At 73.0% G+C, this 16,926-nt stretch carries 10 protein-coding genes; 2 read left to right on the top strand and 8 right to left on the bottom strand.

Annotated features, from left to right (window positions below):
- Nucleotides 1–171: 171 nt before the first annotated feature.
- Nucleotides 172–1,878 (top strand): carbohydrate binding domain-containing protein, encoded by a 1,707-nt coding sequence (locus ACGF5O_RS43900; RefSeq protein WP_393815550.1) that lies wholly within the window; start codon nt 172–174, stop codon nt 1,876–1,878.
- An 85-nt stretch (nt 1,879–1,963) separates the two neighbouring features.
- On the opposite strand, the gene ACGF5O_RS43895 is transcribed toward ACGF5O_RS43900, so the two are convergent.
- Nucleotides 1,964–5,293: a lectin gene (locus ACGF5O_RS43895; RefSeq protein ID WP_393815549.1), complete on the bottom strand. Its 3,330-nt coding sequence runs from the start codon at nt 5,291–5,293 to the stop codon at nt 1,964–1,966.
- A gap of 345 nt (nt 5,294–5,638) precedes the next feature.
- Nucleotides 5,639–6,292, bottom strand: coding sequence for a TetR/AcrR family transcriptional regulator (locus tag ACGF5O_RS43890; protein WP_393815548.1), 654 nt, complete (start codon nt 6,290–6,292; stop codon nt 5,639–5,641).
- A 124-nt stretch (nt 6,293–6,416) separates the two neighbouring features.
- Here ACGF5O_RS43890 and ACGF5O_RS43885 point away from each other — a divergent pair, with 124 nt between their 5' ends.
- Nucleotides 6,417–7,628: a cytochrome P450 gene (locus tag ACGF5O_RS43885; protein ID WP_393815547.1), complete on the top strand. Its 1,212-nt coding sequence runs from the start codon at nt 6,417–6,419 to the stop codon at nt 7,626–7,628.
- A gap of 219 nt (nt 7,629–7,847) precedes the next feature.
- Here the strand turns inward: ACGF5O_RS43885 and ACGF5O_RS43880 are convergent, their stop codons facing one another.
- The 6 genes from ACGF5O_RS43880 to ACGF5O_RS43855 all read right to left on the bottom strand — a co-directional run bounded on the left by ACGF5O_RS43880 (nt 7,848) and on the right by ACGF5O_RS43855 (nt 16,924).
- Nucleotides 7,848–10,790 carry a tetratricopeptide repeat protein gene (locus ACGF5O_RS43880; protein WP_393815546.1) on the bottom strand — a complete coding sequence of 981 codons (2,943 nt, stop codon included), beginning with the start codon at nt 10,788–10,790 and terminating at the stop codon, nt 7,848–7,850.
- A 2-nt stretch (nt 10,791–10,792) separates the two neighbouring features.
- Nucleotides 10,793–12,640, bottom strand: a complete 1,848-nt coding sequence (locus tag ACGF5O_RS43875; protein WP_393815545.1) for an HSP90 family protein — start codon at nt 12,638–12,640, stop codon at nt 10,793–10,795.
- 187 nt (nt 12,641–12,827) lie between these two features.
- A complete protein-coding gene (locus ACGF5O_RS43870; RefSeq protein WP_393815544.1) occupies nt 12,828–13,811 on the bottom strand; it encodes a hypothetical protein in 984 nt (327 codons plus the stop codon).
- A gap of 295 nt (nt 13,812–14,106) precedes the next feature.
- Nucleotides 14,107–14,712: a class I SAM-dependent methyltransferase gene (locus ACGF5O_RS43865; RefSeq protein WP_393815543.1), complete on the bottom strand. Its 606-nt coding sequence runs from the start codon at nt 14,710–14,712 to the stop codon at nt 14,107–14,109.
- Between the two features lie 381 nt (nt 14,713–15,093).
- The gene (locus ACGF5O_RS43860; RefSeq protein ID WP_393815542.1) at nt 15,094–16,425 is read right to left on the bottom strand and encodes a cation:proton antiporter; all 1,332 of its coding nucleotides are present in this window, start codon (nt 16,423–16,425) and stop codon (nt 15,094–15,096) included.
- Nucleotides 16,418–16,924, bottom strand: coding sequence for a flavin reductase family protein (locus ACGF5O_RS43855; protein WP_393815541.1), 507 nt, complete (start codon nt 16,922–16,924; stop codon nt 16,418–16,420). The genes ACGF5O_RS43860 and ACGF5O_RS43855 overlap by 8 nt, the downstream gene beginning before the upstream one ends.
- Nucleotides 16,925–16,926: the final 2 nt, after the last annotated feature.

The raw sequence follows: 16,926 nt of genomic DNA, 5'->3' as shown, positions 1-16,926 counted from the left end.
CGGGAGGCGGGAGACCGGAGGCGGGAGGCGGGAGGCGGGAGACATCCGAAGGTATGGAGTTGGTCTAGTCCTCTTGACTGGCAGGCCCTGACGGCGGTTTGGTATGTACCAAATCTCGGCCCACCCCCCACCACCCCGCCCTCGAACGGGCATCCCGAAAGGGCCACTGTCATGCACCTGGCAAGATTTGCGGCCTCCGCGTGTGCGCTCGCACTCGCGGCCACCGGCGTCACCGTCGCGCTGGCCCCCGCCGGCAGCGCCGCGGGGAGCAGCGTCTACTCCGTGGCTCCCTACGTCGACATGTCGAACGGTCAGGAAGGACTGCTCGACACCGCCATCACGGGACACGGGCTCAAGGCCTACACGGCGGCCTTCGTACTCGGCGAGGGCTGCACCCAGATCTGGGGCGACACGCTCCCCATAGGCAACGACTCCTACACCGACCCGGAGATCGCCAGGGCGAAGTCCGAGGGCGCCTCCGTCATCATCTCCTCCGGCGGGGCCAGCGGTGAGCCGCTCGCCTGGACCTGCTCGACCCAGAGCAGCATCGACGCCGGCTACCAGGCCATCATCAACGACTACGGCGTCACCCAGCTCGACTTCGACGTCGAGGGCGCCGCCATCGCGGACACCGCCGCCGCGGCCCGCCAGATGCAGGCGATGAAGGACCTCAAGGCGTCCAACCCGAACCTGAAGTTCTCCATGACCCTGCCGGTGCTGACCAGCGGGCTGACGAACGACGGCGTCAACATCCTCAAGGCCGCGAAGACGGCGGGCATCAGGATCGACGTGGTCAACATCATGGCCATGGACTACTACGCGGGCACCGGCACCGAGATGGGCCAGGGCGCGGTCTCCGCGGCCAGGGCCACGCTGGCCCAGATGCAGTCCGTCGACTCCGGCTACACCTACGCCGACCTCGGCATCACGCCGATGATCGGCAAGAACGACGACGGGTCCACCTTCACGCTCGCCGACGCCCAGACGGTGGAGTCCTTCGCCGCGCAGAACGGCGTCGGGCGGCTGTCGTTCTGGTCGGCCAACCGGGACCAGCCGTGCAGCGGCAGCGCCAACTCGCTGTCCACGTGCAGTGAGATCAGCCAGAACACCCTCGCGTTCACCGACGCGTTCGTGCCCTACGAGGGCAGCACGGGCGGTGGCGGCGGCACGACCACCGACTTCTCGCTGTCCCTGTCGCCGGGTTCCGCCTCGGTCGCCCAGGGCGGTTCGGCGACCGCGACCGTCGGTACGGCCGTCACCTCCGGCAGCGCCGAGTCGGTCAGCCTCTCCGCCTCCGGCGCGCCCTCCGGTGTCAGCGTCTCCTTCTCCCCCACCTCCGTGACGTCCGGGGGCAGTTCGACGCTGACGGCGGCGGTCGGCTCGTCCGTGGCCGCGGGCACCTACCCGATCACCGTCACCGGCACGGCCGCGAGCGGCAGCCACAGCGCGACCTACTCGCTCACGGTCACGTTCTCCTCGGGCGGCGGGGGCGGCGGGGGCTCGCTGACCAACGCGGGCTTCGAGACCGGCAGTCTGAGCCCCTGGACCTGCGCGAGCGGCAGCGCGGTGGTCGCCGGCCCGGTCCACAGCGGCAGCCACGCCCTCCAGGTCACGCCGAGCTCCAGCAGCACCGGCGAGTGCGACCAGAGCGTCACCCTGTCCGCCAACCACACCTACACCCTCACCGCCTGGGTGCAGGGCCCGTACGCCTACATCGGGGTGAGCGGCGGCGCCTCCGCGAGCACCTGGTCCAACAGCGGCAGCTGGAACCAGCTCACGGTCAGCTTCACCACCGGCAGCAGCGGGGCGGTCACCGTCTTCGTGCACGGCTGGTACGGCCAGTCCGCCGTCGACGCGGACGACTTCACCCTGAGCTGAGCACGGATCCGACGACGAGGGGGGCCGGTTCCCCGGGCGCGTGCCCGGGGAACCGGCCCCCCTCTCGTCCGTGCCGCCCTACGCCCTACTGGCCGAAGCCGTAGGCGAACAGGTGGTCGGTGCCGGTCTGGCCGGTCACCGGCAGCGTCACCGACGCCACCTGCTTGGACGGATCCAGCGCGACCTTCGTGGCGAAGACGTAGGTCTTCACGCCGTCCCGGCCGCCGCTCCCGGTGTTCCGGTATGCGGTGGTGACGGCCGTGGTGTCACCCGGCAGCGGCTTGCTCGGGCCGCCGTTGAGCGTCCAGTCCGAGAAGCCGACCGTCGCCTGGGAGTTGGTGCCGTCCGTGTAGGTGACGGTGAGCGTGCCCGAGACCCCGCTGCCGTCGGTCGGTGCGTTGACCGCGGAGCCCAGCAGCCCGAGCGACGACCCGGAGGTGCCGGCCGGCATCGGGATCGTCTGGCCGGCCATCTCCAGGTTGTCGAGCTGACCGGAGGTCACCGTCGGCCAGGTGTAGGAGATGCCGTCGACCGTGAGGGTGGAGCCGCTCGTGACGCCGGCCGCCGACAGCGCGTTCTGCGAGTAGGCCCAGCCGCCGCCGTCGAACCCGCCCGAGTAGGTGGTGCCGTCGGCGTAGATGCCCTCGTTGGTGGCGTACGGCCACAGCGCACCCGCCTTGGCGACGGCCACCCGGAGGGTCGCGCCGGACAGTGCCGTACCGGTGCCGTGGTCGGTCAGGGCGAAGGTGACCGGGTACGTTCCCTCGGTCGCCCCCGCCGTCACGTGGACCTTGGCCTCGGCGCTGCCCGAGGCGGGCACCGTCAGCGAGCCGGAGGCCGTGTCCAGGGTGACACCGGAGGGCGCCGTCGCCGTCCAGTCGACCGTGACGGCCTTGCCGCCGAGGTTGGTCAGGTTCAGGGTGGCGTCGTCGCCCGTGCCCGGCTGGAGGACCAGGCCGTTGCTGGGACCGGTCGCCGCCAGCACCCGGCCGCCGCCCGTGGTGTCCGACGGCGGCACCGCCGAAGGGCCGGACGCCCAGGAGGTGTTCGGCTGGGTGCCGAGCGTGTAGTCGAGCGTGCCCGCGCCCTTGAACTGCTGGTACGTCAGCCAGGAGGCGTTCCACGCCTTGCCCTTGACGTTGAGCGACTGCACGTAGGGCGCGTCGGGCGCGGCCTGCGGGGCGTTGATCCGCACCGTCTTGCCGTTGCCGAAGGTCACCTGGGCCGTCGGGAACGCCGGGCTGCCGAGGACCAGGGTGTCCGTGCCCGGGGTCTCCGGGTACATGCCGAGCTCGGACCAGACGTACCAGGAGCTCATGGCGCCGAGGTCGTCGTTGCCGAACGAGCCGACCGGGGCGTTGAAGTACAGGCCCTGCTGGGCCGTGCGGACGGCCGCCTGGGTCTTCCAGGGCTCACCTGTGTAGTTGTACTCCCAGGGGATCTCCACGCTGGGCTCGTTGCTCAGGTCGGCGTCGGTGCCGCCGGGGCTGGTGATGTCGTCGAGGAGGCTGTCCAGGTAGGCCGAGTACGCCTTGGTGCCGCCGCGGGCCTGGATGAGCTGTTGCAGGTTGAAGGGGACCATCGGGGTGTACTGGGCGGAGGTGCCCTCCACGAAGCCGTTGGAGGTGCCGGGGGTGAAGCCGCCCGCGAACTGGCCGTCCTTGTTCTTCGCCTGCATGTAGCCGGTCTGCGGGTTGAAGACGTTCATCCAGTCCTGGGCGCGGGTGGCGAACTTCGTGTAGACGTCCGTCTTTCCGAGCGACTTGGCGAAGGCGGCGAGGGCGTAGTCGGCGCTGTCGTACTCCAGTTGGGTGGAGACGGGGCCGTAGAAGTTGCAGCAGTTGTAGTCGTTCTCGTCCAGCGGGAGGTAGCCCTTGGCGTCCCGTACCGACTCGCCGGGGCGGTCGTTGTTGGGGACGGTGGCCTCGTGCTGGAGGGCGGCGAGGGCCTTGGCGGTGTCGAAGTCCGTCGCGCCGAAGGCGTACGCGTCGGCGATGATCCCGGCCGCCGGGTCGCCGACCATCACGTAGCTCTCGCCGTTGTTCGAGGCCCACTTGGGCAGCAGGCCCGTCTGGTCGTAGCCGTTGAGCATCGAGGTGACGACGTCACTGGCGACCTTGGGCTCGGCCAACGCCATCAGCTGGGTCTGGGAGCGGTAGGTGTCCCAGCCCGAGTAGTTGGCGTACTGCGCCTGCTGGCCCTTGGCCAGCTTGTGGATCTGGTTGTCCATGCCCATGTACTGGCCGTTGGCGTCGGAGAAGACGTTCGGGTGCAGCAGGGCGTGGTAGAGCGCGGTGTAGAACTGCGTCTGCTGGTCGGCGGATCCGCCGCCCACCTCGATCTTCTTCAGCACCGCGTTCCAGGCGTCGTGGTTGGCCTTCTCGACGGCGCCGGCGTTCCAGTTCTTGATCTCGGCGGCGAGGTTGCCCGCCGCGTTGGCGTCGCTCGTGTACGAGATGCCGACCTTCGCGGTGACCGTGGTGTTCGCGGAGGTGTCGAAGGTGAGGTACATGCCGTTGGCGCCGGTCGTGGGCGGCTGGGCGGCCTGGGCGGCCTTGGACGGCCGGGACGCCGCACCGGCGCTCGGTGCCGCGGAGGCCGTGCCGGAGGCCTTGGCGGCGCTCCCGTGGACCGTCGGGGCCGGCTTCGCCGGGACGGTGAAGTGCTTCTCCTTCAGCGGCTTGGACGTGGACTTCTGCGGGGCCGCGCTGACCTTGCCCGCCTTCAGCGACGTCGCGTCGGGGGTGATGGTGCCGCCGACCCAGGTGCCGCTCGCCGCGAACGGCCGGTCGAACTTGATGTCGAAGTGCAGCGTGTACCGGTTGCTCGCGCCGCAGAAGTGGCCGCTGTCGACCGCGCCGCTGATCTCCTTGCTGTTCACCACCTGGACGCGGGTCCCGTCGACCTGGGTGGCGCCCCCGCTCAGCTTGAACAGCAGGTTCGCCTGCTGTCCGGCGGGGAAGGTGAAGGTGCCGAGACCGGCCCGGGTGGTGTCGGTCAGCTCGGTCTTCACGCCGTTGGCGTCGGTGACCTTGTACGACCCGATGGCCGCCTGCTCGTCGGCGTGGCCGAAACCGACCGACGTGCTGCCGAGGTCGCCCGAGAGCGCGCCGGTCACCGGCAGCACGGGCAGGTCGCCCGCGACCGGGCAGCCCGGTCCCGAGACGTGGGTGAGGCTGAAGCCGGAGATCTTCTTGTCGGCGTACTCGTAGCCGCCGCCGTCGGGGCGGTTCGGCGTCGTGTCGGGACCCCACTGCACCATGCCGGCCGGCATGTCGGGGCCGGGGAAGGTGTCCACGGCGCCGGAGGTGCCGATCAGGGGGTTGACGAGGGACGCGGGGTCCGTCACGAGGGCCGGGGTGCCGGCGCTCGCGGCATGGGCGCCGCCCGCCGCGGTGAGCGGCAGGGCTGCCATGCCCAGGACGCAGACCACGGCGAGGCGCCTGCGGAATCTCTCTCGGGTGGAACGTGGTGCGGCTGGACGTCGGGGTCTCACCATCGGTTGCCTCCGCAGCAGTTCGTGCTTCGCACATCAGGTGTCGGCGCGCCGAAAATCACCGGAATGCCGGCGACAGGCAACGAATCCGGTCGCTCCCACGGCCTGACAACGTTGCCATGCACGAGAGTCGAGTGAAACGCCTGCGCTTGCGGCGTGTCAACGAGGCCAACAAGACTTTCTGGGCGCGAAGTTCACGAAGGGGCGTACGCCGGGCTCAATACCGTTGGCGCTTGCGGGAGTTACGGCTCCCGGGCAACTCCCCTACAGCCCCCGGGAGACGAGGCTGAGCGCGTCGGCGAGCTGTTCGCGGTGCCGGCGCAGCGCCTCGGGGGTGACGCCCTCCCCGGCCACGGCCCGGGCGAGGTCGTCGGTCGCCACCTTGAGGACGGCGCTCATGGTGGCGGCCCGCATCCGGACGTCGAGCGGGTCGGCCTCCCCGCCCGCGCGTCCGGCGAGCACTTCGACGAACGCGTCCTCCGCGCGCTCCCTGAGCACCAGGTAGACGGCGCGCAGCGCGGGTTCGTCGTGGGTCAGCCGGATCACCGTGAGGACCGCCTCGGCGTCCCCGTCGGCCGACGCGTCGGGTGCGGGCCGGTAGGCGGCGCGCAGGTGCTCGGTGAGGTCGACGCCGGGCGGCCAGGCGTGCAGGACCGTGCGGAAGGCCGCGACCGACTGGGTGAGCAGCGGCTCGACACAGCTTTCCTTGGTGGGGAAGTAGCGCCACAGGGTGCGCTCCGAGACGCCGGCCGCCCGTGCGATCTGCTCGCCGGAGGTGGCGGCCACCCCGTGTGCGGCGAACAGCCGGACCGCGTGCCGGGAGATCTCCAGGCGCTGCCGCTGCCGCTGCCGGTCGCTCACCGGGGGCCGTCCCCGGCGGGGCGCCATCGGGCCACTGTCCACCGTCACGTCCTCCATCGGCCGATCCAACCACGCCGGGGCCGCGCGGCGACTGGCCGAAAACATTATTGGCAGTGACTGACAATAAAGTGTTACGGTCGAAGTGCCGGAAGATCGCGTTCCGAGGTCCAGGAGGAGGACCATGAACGGTGCCGCCGAGCTTTCCCGACTACCCTTCGCACGGCCGAACGTGCTCGATCTCGCACCCCTCTACGCGGTGCTGCGCCGGGAGGCGCCGATCACGCCGGTCACCACCCCGGCCGGGGATCCGGCCTGGCTGGTGACCCGCTTCGAGGAGGTCCGCGACCTCCTCGGCGACAAGCGGCTGGGCCGCTCCCATCCCGAGCCGGAACGGGCGTCCCGCATCACGAGCGCCGCGGTGCAGGAGGGCCCCTCGGGCGACTACGCCACCGAGGAGGCCGACCACACCCGGATGCGCCGGCTGCTGACCCCGGCGTTCTCCGCCCGGCGCATGGTGATGCTCTCCGACCACGTACGGCAGCTGGTGGACGACTGCATCGACCGGCTGCTCGCCGAACGGGCCGCCGCGCCCTACGGCGTGGTCGACCTGCACGCCGGACTCGCTTTCCCGGTGCCCGTCGCTGTCATCTGCCGGCTGCTCGGCGTGCCCGAGAGCGACCGCGAGCACTTCGCCTCGCTGTCGGAGCGGATGGCGAACTACGCCATCGGCGGCGAAGCCGAACGGGCCCGCGAGGAGTTCAACGAGTACATGACGACGCTCGCCGAGACCAAACGCCCCCGGCCGGGCGAGGACGTCATCTCCGACCTGGTCCGCGCCCAGAGCGCCGACGCGGACTTCGACTACTCCGAGATGATCAGGCTCTGCGTCGGGCTGCTCTTCGCCGGCCACGAGACCACCGTGAACCGCATCGGGCTGGGCACGCTCTTCCTGCTCACCCGCCCCGACCAGTGGCAGGCGCTGACCGCCGACCCGGCCGGCCGGGTCAACGCCACCGTCGAGGAGATCATGCGCCTGGGCGCACCCGGCGACCTCGGTCTGCTGCGCTACGCCCACACCGACGTCGACGTCGCCGGGGTCACCATCCGCAGCGGCGACGCCGTGATCCTCTCCATCAACTCGGCCAACCGCGACGCGTCCGTCTACACCGACGCCGAGAGGTTCGACCCCGACCGTCCGGAACGCAACCACCTCGGATTCGGCCACGGCCCGCACTTCTGCATCGGGGCGAGCCTGGCCCGCACGGAGCTCCGCATCGTCTTCGCCGCCCTCGCCGAGCGCCTGCCCGGTCTGCGGCTCGCCAAGGACGTCGACGACCTCACGATGCGCACCACCCTCACCGGCGGGGTCAGCGAGCTGCCCGTCACCTGGTGAGAGCACCGCCCGGACCGGGGCGTGGGGGGGGGGGGGGGGGCCCCCCCCCGCCCCCCCCCCCCCCCCCCCCCCCCCCCCCCCCCCCCCCCCCCCCCCCCCCCCGGGGGGGGGGGCCGGGGGCGCGGGGGGGGGGGCGCCCCCCCGGGGGGGCCCCCCCCGCCGGGGGGGGGGGGGGGGCGGCCCCCCCCCCCCGGGCCCCCCCGCGCCGCGCCCGCCGGGTCACCCCTCGTCGCGCAGCCGGGCCGCCAGGGTGGTCAGCGGCTCGGTCTCCTCGGGGTGGCCCAGGCCGGTGAGCAGGGAGACCGCCGCGTCCAGGCGGACGAGGGCGGGCTCGGGGCGTTCCAGGTAGAGGCCCTGCACCACAGCCGCGAGCCGGACGCACTCGGCCCACTCGCCGACGTGGTCCCGGTCGTGGGAGTCGGGTTCGGGTTCACCGAGGAGGGTGAGCGCCTTGTCCAGGGCGGTCAGGGAGGTCTCGTACTCCTTGGCGTAGGCGTTGACCCGCCCGTGCTCGTAGGCGAGGGCGCTGTCCAGGTCGCGGCCCCGGGCCCGGTACCCCGCGGCGCGGGCCTCGTCGGCGACCCGGCCGGCGTCGGCGAGCAGGGCGAGCGCGTCGGCCAGGCCCTCCGCGCCCTGCTGCTGGGCCTGGAGGCGGGCGAGTTCGCGCAGGCAGCTGCTGAGCTGCTCGTAGCGCGGTTCCTTGGCGTGCGCGGCGAGGGCCTGGTCGGCGGCCTCGCGGGCCGGGCCGAACTCGCCGGACTCGGCGAGGAGCATGGCCGTCTCCGCGGCGATCATGGCGTGGCTGCCGGGGTCGTCGTCCCAGCCGGCCGACTCGGCCGCGAGGGCGGCGTACTCCGCCGTGGCGGCCTTGAGGTCCTCCCCCGCGTGCAGCGCGCGGGCGCGGGCCAGCCGCAGCTGGGCGACGAGCCGGGAGTCCACCTCCCCGGCGGCGATGTCCGGTTCGGCCAGGAGGGAGTCGAGCAGCGCGATGCAGTCCTCGACGCGGCCCAGGTCGAGGGTGAGCTGGGCCGCGTTGCTGTAGGTGCAGAACGCGTCGAAGCGGCTGCCGCGGCGAAGTTCCAGCTCCGCGGAGCGGGTCAGGTGCCGCAGCGCCTCGTCGGGGCGGCCCAGCCGCATGGACGCCTCGGCCAGGTCACCGTGGAGGCGGGCGGCGCCGCCGGCGTGGGACGGCCAGTCGGCCGCCAGCCGCAGGCCCTCGGTCAGGTCCGCGTGCGCGGCCTCCGGGTCCTTGAGGCCGAGCTGGATCCGGCCGCGCAGGGCGAACGTGCGGGGCAGGTACCAGGCGGGGCCGTCCGCCTTCAGCCGGTCGAGGAGGGCGTCGATCTCCGTGATCGCGGTGGGCAGGTCGCCGGAGACGGCGTACGTGCTGGCCCGCAGCAGATGGGCGCCGGAGACCTGTCCGGAGATGTCGTGCCGGGTGGCGAAGTCGAGCAGCAGGTCCACCTCGGCGAGAACCGGCGCGACGTGTTCGTCGCTCCTCGACGTCTGCAGCCGCATGCCGAGCGCGGTCGCCCGCAGCCGCAGCAGCCGGGCCTCCTGGTACGGGGCGAGGTCCGACGCCTCCTCGTGCAGACGGACCAGGGCCGCGTGGGCGGCAGTCAGCGCCGCGGCCTGCGCCTCGGCCTCGTCGCCGTGCCCGCCGGGAAGACCGCCCGCGGGCAGCACCGCACAGGCGCGGGCGAGCGCCGCGTGGCCCGGTGCGCCGGCTTCGTCGTACAGGCCCGCGGCCTCCTCGTACCGGGCGGCCGCCTCGTCGAACTCCTCCTTGTCGCCCGCCCGGCCCGCCTCGTCCTCCAGCAGGTCCGCGCGCAGCCGTACGAGCGGTCCCACGGCCGGGTCGTCGGGGTGGACGTAGCCGGGGGCGGCGACGAGGGTGCGCAGCCGGGCCCAGCAGGCCACCGCGTCCGGATGCCCCTGGTCGTCCAGCTCCCGTGCCCGGACAATGAGTTCGGGCAGCGACTCGGGCACGGCGGCGGGCGCGGCGGCGGGCGCGGGTACGGCCGCCGGGGCCACGTCGTCCAGGCCACGGGCGCGCAGGGTCAGTTCGAGTGCGTCCAGGAGGGGGGCGCGGTCGAGGCGGGCCCGGCGCCGGTCGGTGTGGGCCGTGGTGCCGTTGCGGGCGTCGAAGCGGGCGGCGAGGTCGTCGGCGCGGCCACGCACCTCGGCGCGCAGGCCGGCCACCGTCCAGGTGCGGCCCGCGTATCCGGCGGCGGGCAGCCCGCCGTGGCCGAGGAGTTCGACGCGCTGGAGGAGGACCTCCACGCCGGTGAGGAAGCCGAGCTGGTCCAGCGGCGAGTCGACCTCGTCGAACAGGTTCCGGTTCTCCGCGAGGAGTTCGAGGCCGCGGGCCTCGTTGCCGGTGAGCGCGCAGAACTCCAGGTGGCGGCCGACCTCGCCGGACATCGAGGGGTTGCGGCGGCAGGCGCGGTAACCGGAGAGGTGCAGTGCGCGGGCCCGGTCGGCGGCGCCGGTGCGCAGCAGGGGAAGCAGCGCGTACGACACGGACCGGGCGGGCTCCTCCTGGCAGGACTCCTTCCCGGCCAGGACGGGCTCCCAGGTGCGCAGCGCCCGCTCGTCGTCGTCCCCGTCGAGGTGGTACAGGGCGCGGTCGCAGATCTCGCAGGCCTCGCAGTCGCTGAGCCGGGTCCGCGGACGTCCCGCCCACAGTTCGTAGGCGAGGCCGGTGTCCTCGCCGGCGTGGGCGGCGAGCCGGTAGGCCTGCGCGTAGTAGGGCTGGAGCGCGAGGCCGGCCTTCTCGTACCGGTCGCGCATCTCGGTCAGCCACTGGCGCAGACTCGCGAGGGGTATCTCGGGGAGCGCGATCAGGGCGTTGGCCACCCACTTGAACCGCCAGAACAGCATGTGCCGCAGCCGCTCGTCGAAAACGTCGGGCTGTTCGTCGAAGAGGGTGAGCAGGCGGGCGAAGACGACCGGCGACTTACGGGGTTCGGAGCCGTAGGTGTAGGCCTCCTGGAGTTCCAGGAGCGCGTGGACGAGCGCCCGGGGTTCCGCGAACTGCTCGGCGGCCTCGGCCAGTTCCTCGGCCGTGACGGTGCGGGTACGGCCGTAGGGGCGCCGGTCGTTCTCCTGGAGCGCCTGGTACAGCTCGTCCGTGTTCTGGGGATGGGGTGCGGAGGGCATCGTCAGCTGTCCTTGCGGAGGGCGTGGGCGAGGAGGTCGAGGAAAGAGCGGTTGATGAGGCTCGACTCGGCGGGCCTGAGCGGGCGCCGGGACAGCATCGCGGCCTGCCCGTAGAGGGCTTCGGCGCTGGTGCGGGCCAGTTCGGGCTCGTCGATGGTGACCGCGGTGCGGACCAGCGGGTTGAGCTGGTTGAGGATCAGCTGGGCCCGCGGGGCCTCCTGGCGCAGGTGGCCGAGGATGTCGCCCCACACCCCGCCCTGCTGCTCGCGGGCGAGCTGGGAGCGGCTGCGCTCGTGCCGGGCCTCGCGGCTGTCGAGGAGGAGGGCGGGCGCGGAGGCGGGCTGGAAGGTGCGCAGCGCGACGTCGCAGTCGAAGACGGCGAGGGCGTCGCGGGCCTGCGCGAGGTAGGCCGCGGCGGCGAGCTCCGTCTCCCGGTCGACGGTGTCGAGGTGGGCGGTGAGGGTGCCCGGGTCGAGGTCGGCGACGGCGACCTCGGGCCTGATCTCCGGCAGCCGGTGGACCAGTTCGCGGTCGTAGGTGTAGCCGCCGTTGACGACGCCGAGTCCGGCCGCCGCGGCGATCGCCGCCACCTGCCGGAACTCCTCGACGCTGGAGGTCACGAGCACGGTGCGGTGGGCGCGCGCGAACTCGTCGAGGGTGGCGTGTCCGTCGGTGGTCTCGAACGGCAGCCACGGCAGCAGCATCCGCAGGATCTCGTCGTCGTGCACGGCGAGCGACTTGACGGCCAGGTGGTGGGTCTGGAGGAAGCGGCCGAGGAGGTCCGGGTCGCTGGCGGCGGTCCGGGCGATCCAGGCGCGCAGCCGCTCGGCGAGGGCGTCGCGGACCGCGGCGAGGGTGTCGTCCTCGTAGAGGGACTCCCGGGACGCGGTCGGGCGCAGGCTCTCGGCGTCGAGGACGCAGCGGACGAAGAACGCCCACTCGGGGAGGATCTCCTCGGCCTGCTCGGACAGCAGCATGCCCTTGACGTGCACGCGGTGGCCGTGGCGGCGCCCGGCCGGCACCGCCTCGGGGAGCACGCACGCGATGCCCTTCAGGCCCACGGCCGGCAGGTCCAGGTCGATGGTGTCCAGCGGCGTGAACCCGAAGACCTCCTCGCCGTACCCGGCCAGCGCACGGGAGCGCGCGCCCGGCGTGGGGTAGCTGCGCGCCCAGGGCGCGGGCTCGGGATTGACGGGTGCGGCAGGGCCGCCTGCGCCGTCCTCGAAGGTCACCGGGTGACGCAGCAGCGAGCCGAAGTGCCGGGCCAGCGCCTGTACTTGGACCGGCCGGGTCCACTCCCCCGCGTCGGCGCGGGGGGTGAGCGTGACGGTGGTGCCGGGCCGGGGACGGGCGGCGGCGGGCAGGGCGCGGACGGTGTAGCTGCCGTCGCCGCGACCGCGCCACTCCACGGCGGGGGCGTCGGGGGTACGGGCGGACCGGCTGACGACGTGGATCTCGTCGGCGACCAGGAAGCAGGAGAGCAGGCCGATGCCGAACTGGCCTATGAAGTCGGCGCGTTGCTCGGCCACCTGGTCGGCACGCTTGCTGCTGCGGCCGATGGTGGCGAGGAAGGTGTGCACGTCGGCCTCGGTGAGGCCGACCCCGTCGTCCTCCACCCGGACCACCGAACCGTCGGCGTACAGGCGGATGCCGAACGCGTCGGCGGCGGCGCCCGGTTCGAGGCCGTGCCGGGCGGTCAGCGCGTCCACCGCGTTCTGCAGGAGTTCGCGCAGGTAGACGCGGGGGCTGGAGTAGAGGTGGTGGGAGAGGAGGTCGACGAGGCCGCGCAGGTCCACCTGGAAGGTGCGGTCGGCGCCGGCCGGGCTCGCTGGGGTGTGGGGCAGAGTCATCACAGAGTCCGGGGTGGGGTGATCGAGGAGTGGCGGGCGGAAGGTGCGCCGGGCGGCGCGGGAGACACCGGCGAGCGCTGCGCCGGAGGCACCGGCAACGGCGGCCGTTTCAGCCGCGACGCGGAAGGCACCGGTGACGGTGGCCGGTTCAGGCGCGGCGCGGGACGCACCGGTGACGGCGGCCGGGTCAGGCGCGGCGCCGGAAGCGGGCGTACGTCTTCTCCGGCTGCGCCATGTAGGTCCAGGGCCACCGGGTCCAGGCGCCGTCCAGCTCGTGGTACACCCGTGGGGCCACGACGCTCTCGGCCGACAGCGACAGGGCCATGGCGAAGATGTTGAAGTCCTCCTGCCAGCCCGGCCGCCGCTGGTAGCCGGGGTGGAGGATGCTGCGCTCGGCCGCGTCCCGCAACTCCCTCTGGATCTCTGGGGTGTCGAGGCAGTCCTTGTCGTCCGACTCCACCCAGTCCTCGATATGGGCCATGGCGACCACACAGCCGAGACGATGGCCGTCGGGAGCGTCGGCGAACGCCTTGCGCGCGAACTCCAGGGCCTGGCCCGGCTCGCCGTGCCACCGGGGCTGCAGGTGTGACACCCACTCGATGTGGGTCGCCAGGTCCAGCGGGTCGCGGCGCAGGGCGGCGTCGAGCCGGGCCTCGTTGACGGCGGTGCCCACCGACATGCCGCGGCCCGAGGTGAGCAGGCGCCGCCACGGCGTGATCCACTCCGGCCGCAGCTCGGCGGCTTCGAGCAGGTGCTCCTCCGCTGTCTCCAGCCGCTCGTAGAAGACGCGCCACTGGTCCCGCGAGACGTCCGTGGCACGCGCGGAGGTGCGCGCCTCCCAGCCCCAGCTGATGTGGCGCGCCCCGGACATCAGCAGCGCCGTCGCCCGGTGCTGCTCGTCCTCCTCGGCGGCCCGGCCGATCCAGTCCTGCAGACCGTCGACGTCGGACAACTCACCCAGCACCTGGTGGTCGCGGCCGAGGTCGAAGTGGGCGGACGCCATCCTGACCGCGTCCCAGTCCCGCGACTCCGCCGCCACCAGCAGCGCCATGACCCGGGTGTCCCCGAGGAACTGCAGCTTGTACACCCCGTTCTGCCTGCGCGGCACGGGAAGCGCATGCGGATCCGCCGCCGGTTTCTCCCCGCCTCTACCGAACAGCTTGCCGAACATGCCGCGCCCTCCCCAGGTTCCGCGTGATCATTCCGGTGCAGCATAAGCGGCCCCACCGACATCGTTTCCACAGGGTTTTCACCGGGAGCCCACGGAGACCGCTCCCGCCGACCGCGTGACGGGCGCGGCGACCGGGGTTTCAGAGGCGGCCCGGACGGGTTCGGCGGGGGTGAACGGGGGTTCAGCGACGGTGAGCGGGTTGAGCGGCGGAAGACGCGTTCAACGGTGGTGGACGTGTTCAGCCGTGGAAGACGACTTCAACGGCGGTGGACGTGTTCGGCGACGGCAGACGCGTTCAGCGGCGGTGGACGCTGACGGCGTATCCGCCGCCGTCGTACGGCTCTGCGTCCCAGGTGGCGAAGCGGTCGACGGGAGCAAGGCCGGCCGCGGCGCAGCAGTCGTCGTACTCGGGCAGGGTGATGCCGGGCGGTACGGGCAGATGAGCCTCGTCCAGGCCGAAGCCGGCGACCAGCAGACCGCCCGGGCGCAGGACCGCGGCCAGGCGCCCGACCACGGCGGCCTCGGTACCGGCGGCGAGCAACGGGAAGATGTTGCCCGCGGCGACGACGAGATCGAAGTCCGCCGCGATGCCGAGTCCGCGGGGCTCGAATTCGGCCAGGTCGGCCTGGAACCAGGGCAGTTCCGGCGCCTGCTCCCGCGCCACTGCCAGCATCGACGCGTCGAGATCGACCCCGACGCAGTCGTACCCGAGCTCCGCGAGCCGGATCATGACCCGCCCGGTACCGCACCCGGCGTCCAGCACGCGCGCCCCTGCGGGCACGAGCGCCGCGCAGAACCGCGCCTCACCGTGCACGTCCTTGCCGCTCCGGGCCACGGCGGCGAACCGGGCGGCGTACTCCCGTCCGGACGTCCCACCGGTCAGCTCGTCCCAGCGACTCATGCGACGAACTATAGGCCGACCGCGTGCCGCTCGAAGACGCGCCCGGATCACCCGCGCGGGCCGGGGACAGCCGCCGGGGACGGTGGTCGCGGACGACCGATGCCGCCGACCCTCGGGGAGGTGACACCGTCCGTGAGCGAGCTGCCCGCGGACGCCACGGGCGCCTCCGCGCCTCGCCGCCACCTCACCGGACCGCCGTCCCGCCTCCCGCCGTCCCGCCGTCCCGCCTCCCGCCTCCCGCCTCCCGCCTCCCGCCTCCCGCCATCCCATCGCCTCGCGGCCCCGACCGCCCCACCGCCCCACCGCCTCACCGCCCCGCCGTCCCGCCGTCCCGCCTCCCGCCCGACCACCCCACCGCCTCACCGCCCGACCACCCCACCGCTAGGCCACCCCCTCCTCGCTGGGTACCGACGATCCGCCCCAGGACCGGAGCCGGAGTTCCTCCTCCTTCGTGCAGTCGATGCGTTTCATGGCGAAGGCCAGGATCGGGGGTGCCATGACGGACGTGGCCACCGCGACGAGCACGATGATCGTGTAGGAGTCGGTCGTCAGGACGCCCAGGCGCAGCCCGACCATCGCCACGATCACCTCGACCACACCGCGTGCGTTCATCCCGGCGCCCAGCGCCAGCGCCTCCCAACGGCTCAGGCGGCTCAGGCGCGCGCCCACGAACGCGCCGGTGAACTTGCCGACCACCGCCACGGCGAGCACGATCAGCGCCGCGGCCAGCACCGGGGGCTTCGCCAGGGCGCGCAGATCGATCCGCAGTCCGGCGGTCGCGAAGAACACCGGTGCCAGGGCGGCCGGCACCACCGTGCGCAGGGACGCCGTCCTGGCCGGCACCCACTCCCGGCTGGAGCCGATCAGGATGCCACAGACGAACGCCCCGAACACCGGCTCGAGCCCCAGCGCCTGCGTACCCGCGGCCGACATCAGCAGCAGGGCCGCGACCGCGGCCACCGTCCGCTCGGCGGAGGGGCCGCACCGGCGCAGCACGCGCCGGACGACCGGTCTGCCGACCACCACGGCCAGCACGATCACCAGCACCAGCGCACCGACCGAGTGGCCGACCGTCCCGGCGGTCAGCCCGCCGACCGCCGCCGCCGAGATCACCGACAGCATCATCCAGCCGAACGCGTCGTCGATCATGCCCGCGGCGAGCGTGAGCTGACCGACGTCCCGGTGGATCAGCCCCATGTCCATCAGCGTCTTGGCGATCACCGGTATGGCGCTCACACACATGGCCACGCCCATGAACATCACGAACACCGTGGTGTCGGAGTCCGGGTCGAGCAGGCCGGCCAGCGGGTAGCCGAGCGCGATGCCGAGGCCCAGCGGGACGAGCAGCCCGGCGAGGCTGACCCGCAGCGCGGTGGACCGTCGGCGGCGGATCATCCGCAGGTCCGTCTCCATGCCCGTCAGCCCGACCAGCAGCAGCACCGCGACCTGTCCGATCGCGTCGAGCAGGTGCATCTGCTCCGGCTGCCGGGGCAGCAGCCAGCCGGCCGCGCCGGGGGCGGCCCAGCCGGCCAGCGAGGGACCGAGCAGCACCCCCGCGGTCAACTCCCCGACGATGGCGGGCAGTCCGAGCCGTACGGCCAGTCTGCCCAGCACGATCGCCAGGGACAGCAGCACGCCCACCTGGAGCAGGAAGAGCAGCATCGGGTGCGCGCCGATCGGCGGGACCGGCGCCGCCGCCAGGGTGTCAGTCACGCGCACCCCGGGACACGGGCAACGGACGAGACAGCTCCCCGTACTGCCGGAAGCCGTAGAGCAGCGAGCTGTCCCGGTCGAAGCGCTCGACGGACCGCACCACCCCGACGACGATCACGTGGTCGCCGTCGGGGTGGGTGCGCGCGACGGTGCAGTCCGCGATGGCGTGCGCGGACTCCACCAGGGCGGGGCTGCCGGTCCGGGCGGACGGTTTCCACACCACCCGCTCGAACCGGTCCGCCGCGCCGGAGGCGAAGAGCGCCGCCACCTGCTCCGCGTCCCCGTGCAGCAGGTTCACCGCGAACGCGCCGCTGGCGAGCACCGCGTCCAGGGTCGGGCTCTGGGCGCGCAGACAGACCAGCAGCCTCGGCGGGGCCGTGCTCAGACTGCACAGGGACGAACACGTCATGCCCCAGGGCGGGTCGGCACCGTGCCGGGCGGTGACCACCGACACACCGGTGGGGAAGCCCGCCATCATCTCGCGGAACTCGCCGTGCATCG

The organism is Streptomyces sp. NPDC048291 (assembly GCF_043201715.1).
In the GTDB taxonomy this organism is placed as follows: domain Bacteria; phylum Actinomycetota; class Actinomycetes; order Streptomycetales; family Streptomycetaceae; genus Streptomyces.
The sequence above is the reverse complement of the archived record's forward strand: the minus strand, read 5'-3'. Positions and strand labels throughout refer to the sequence as shown.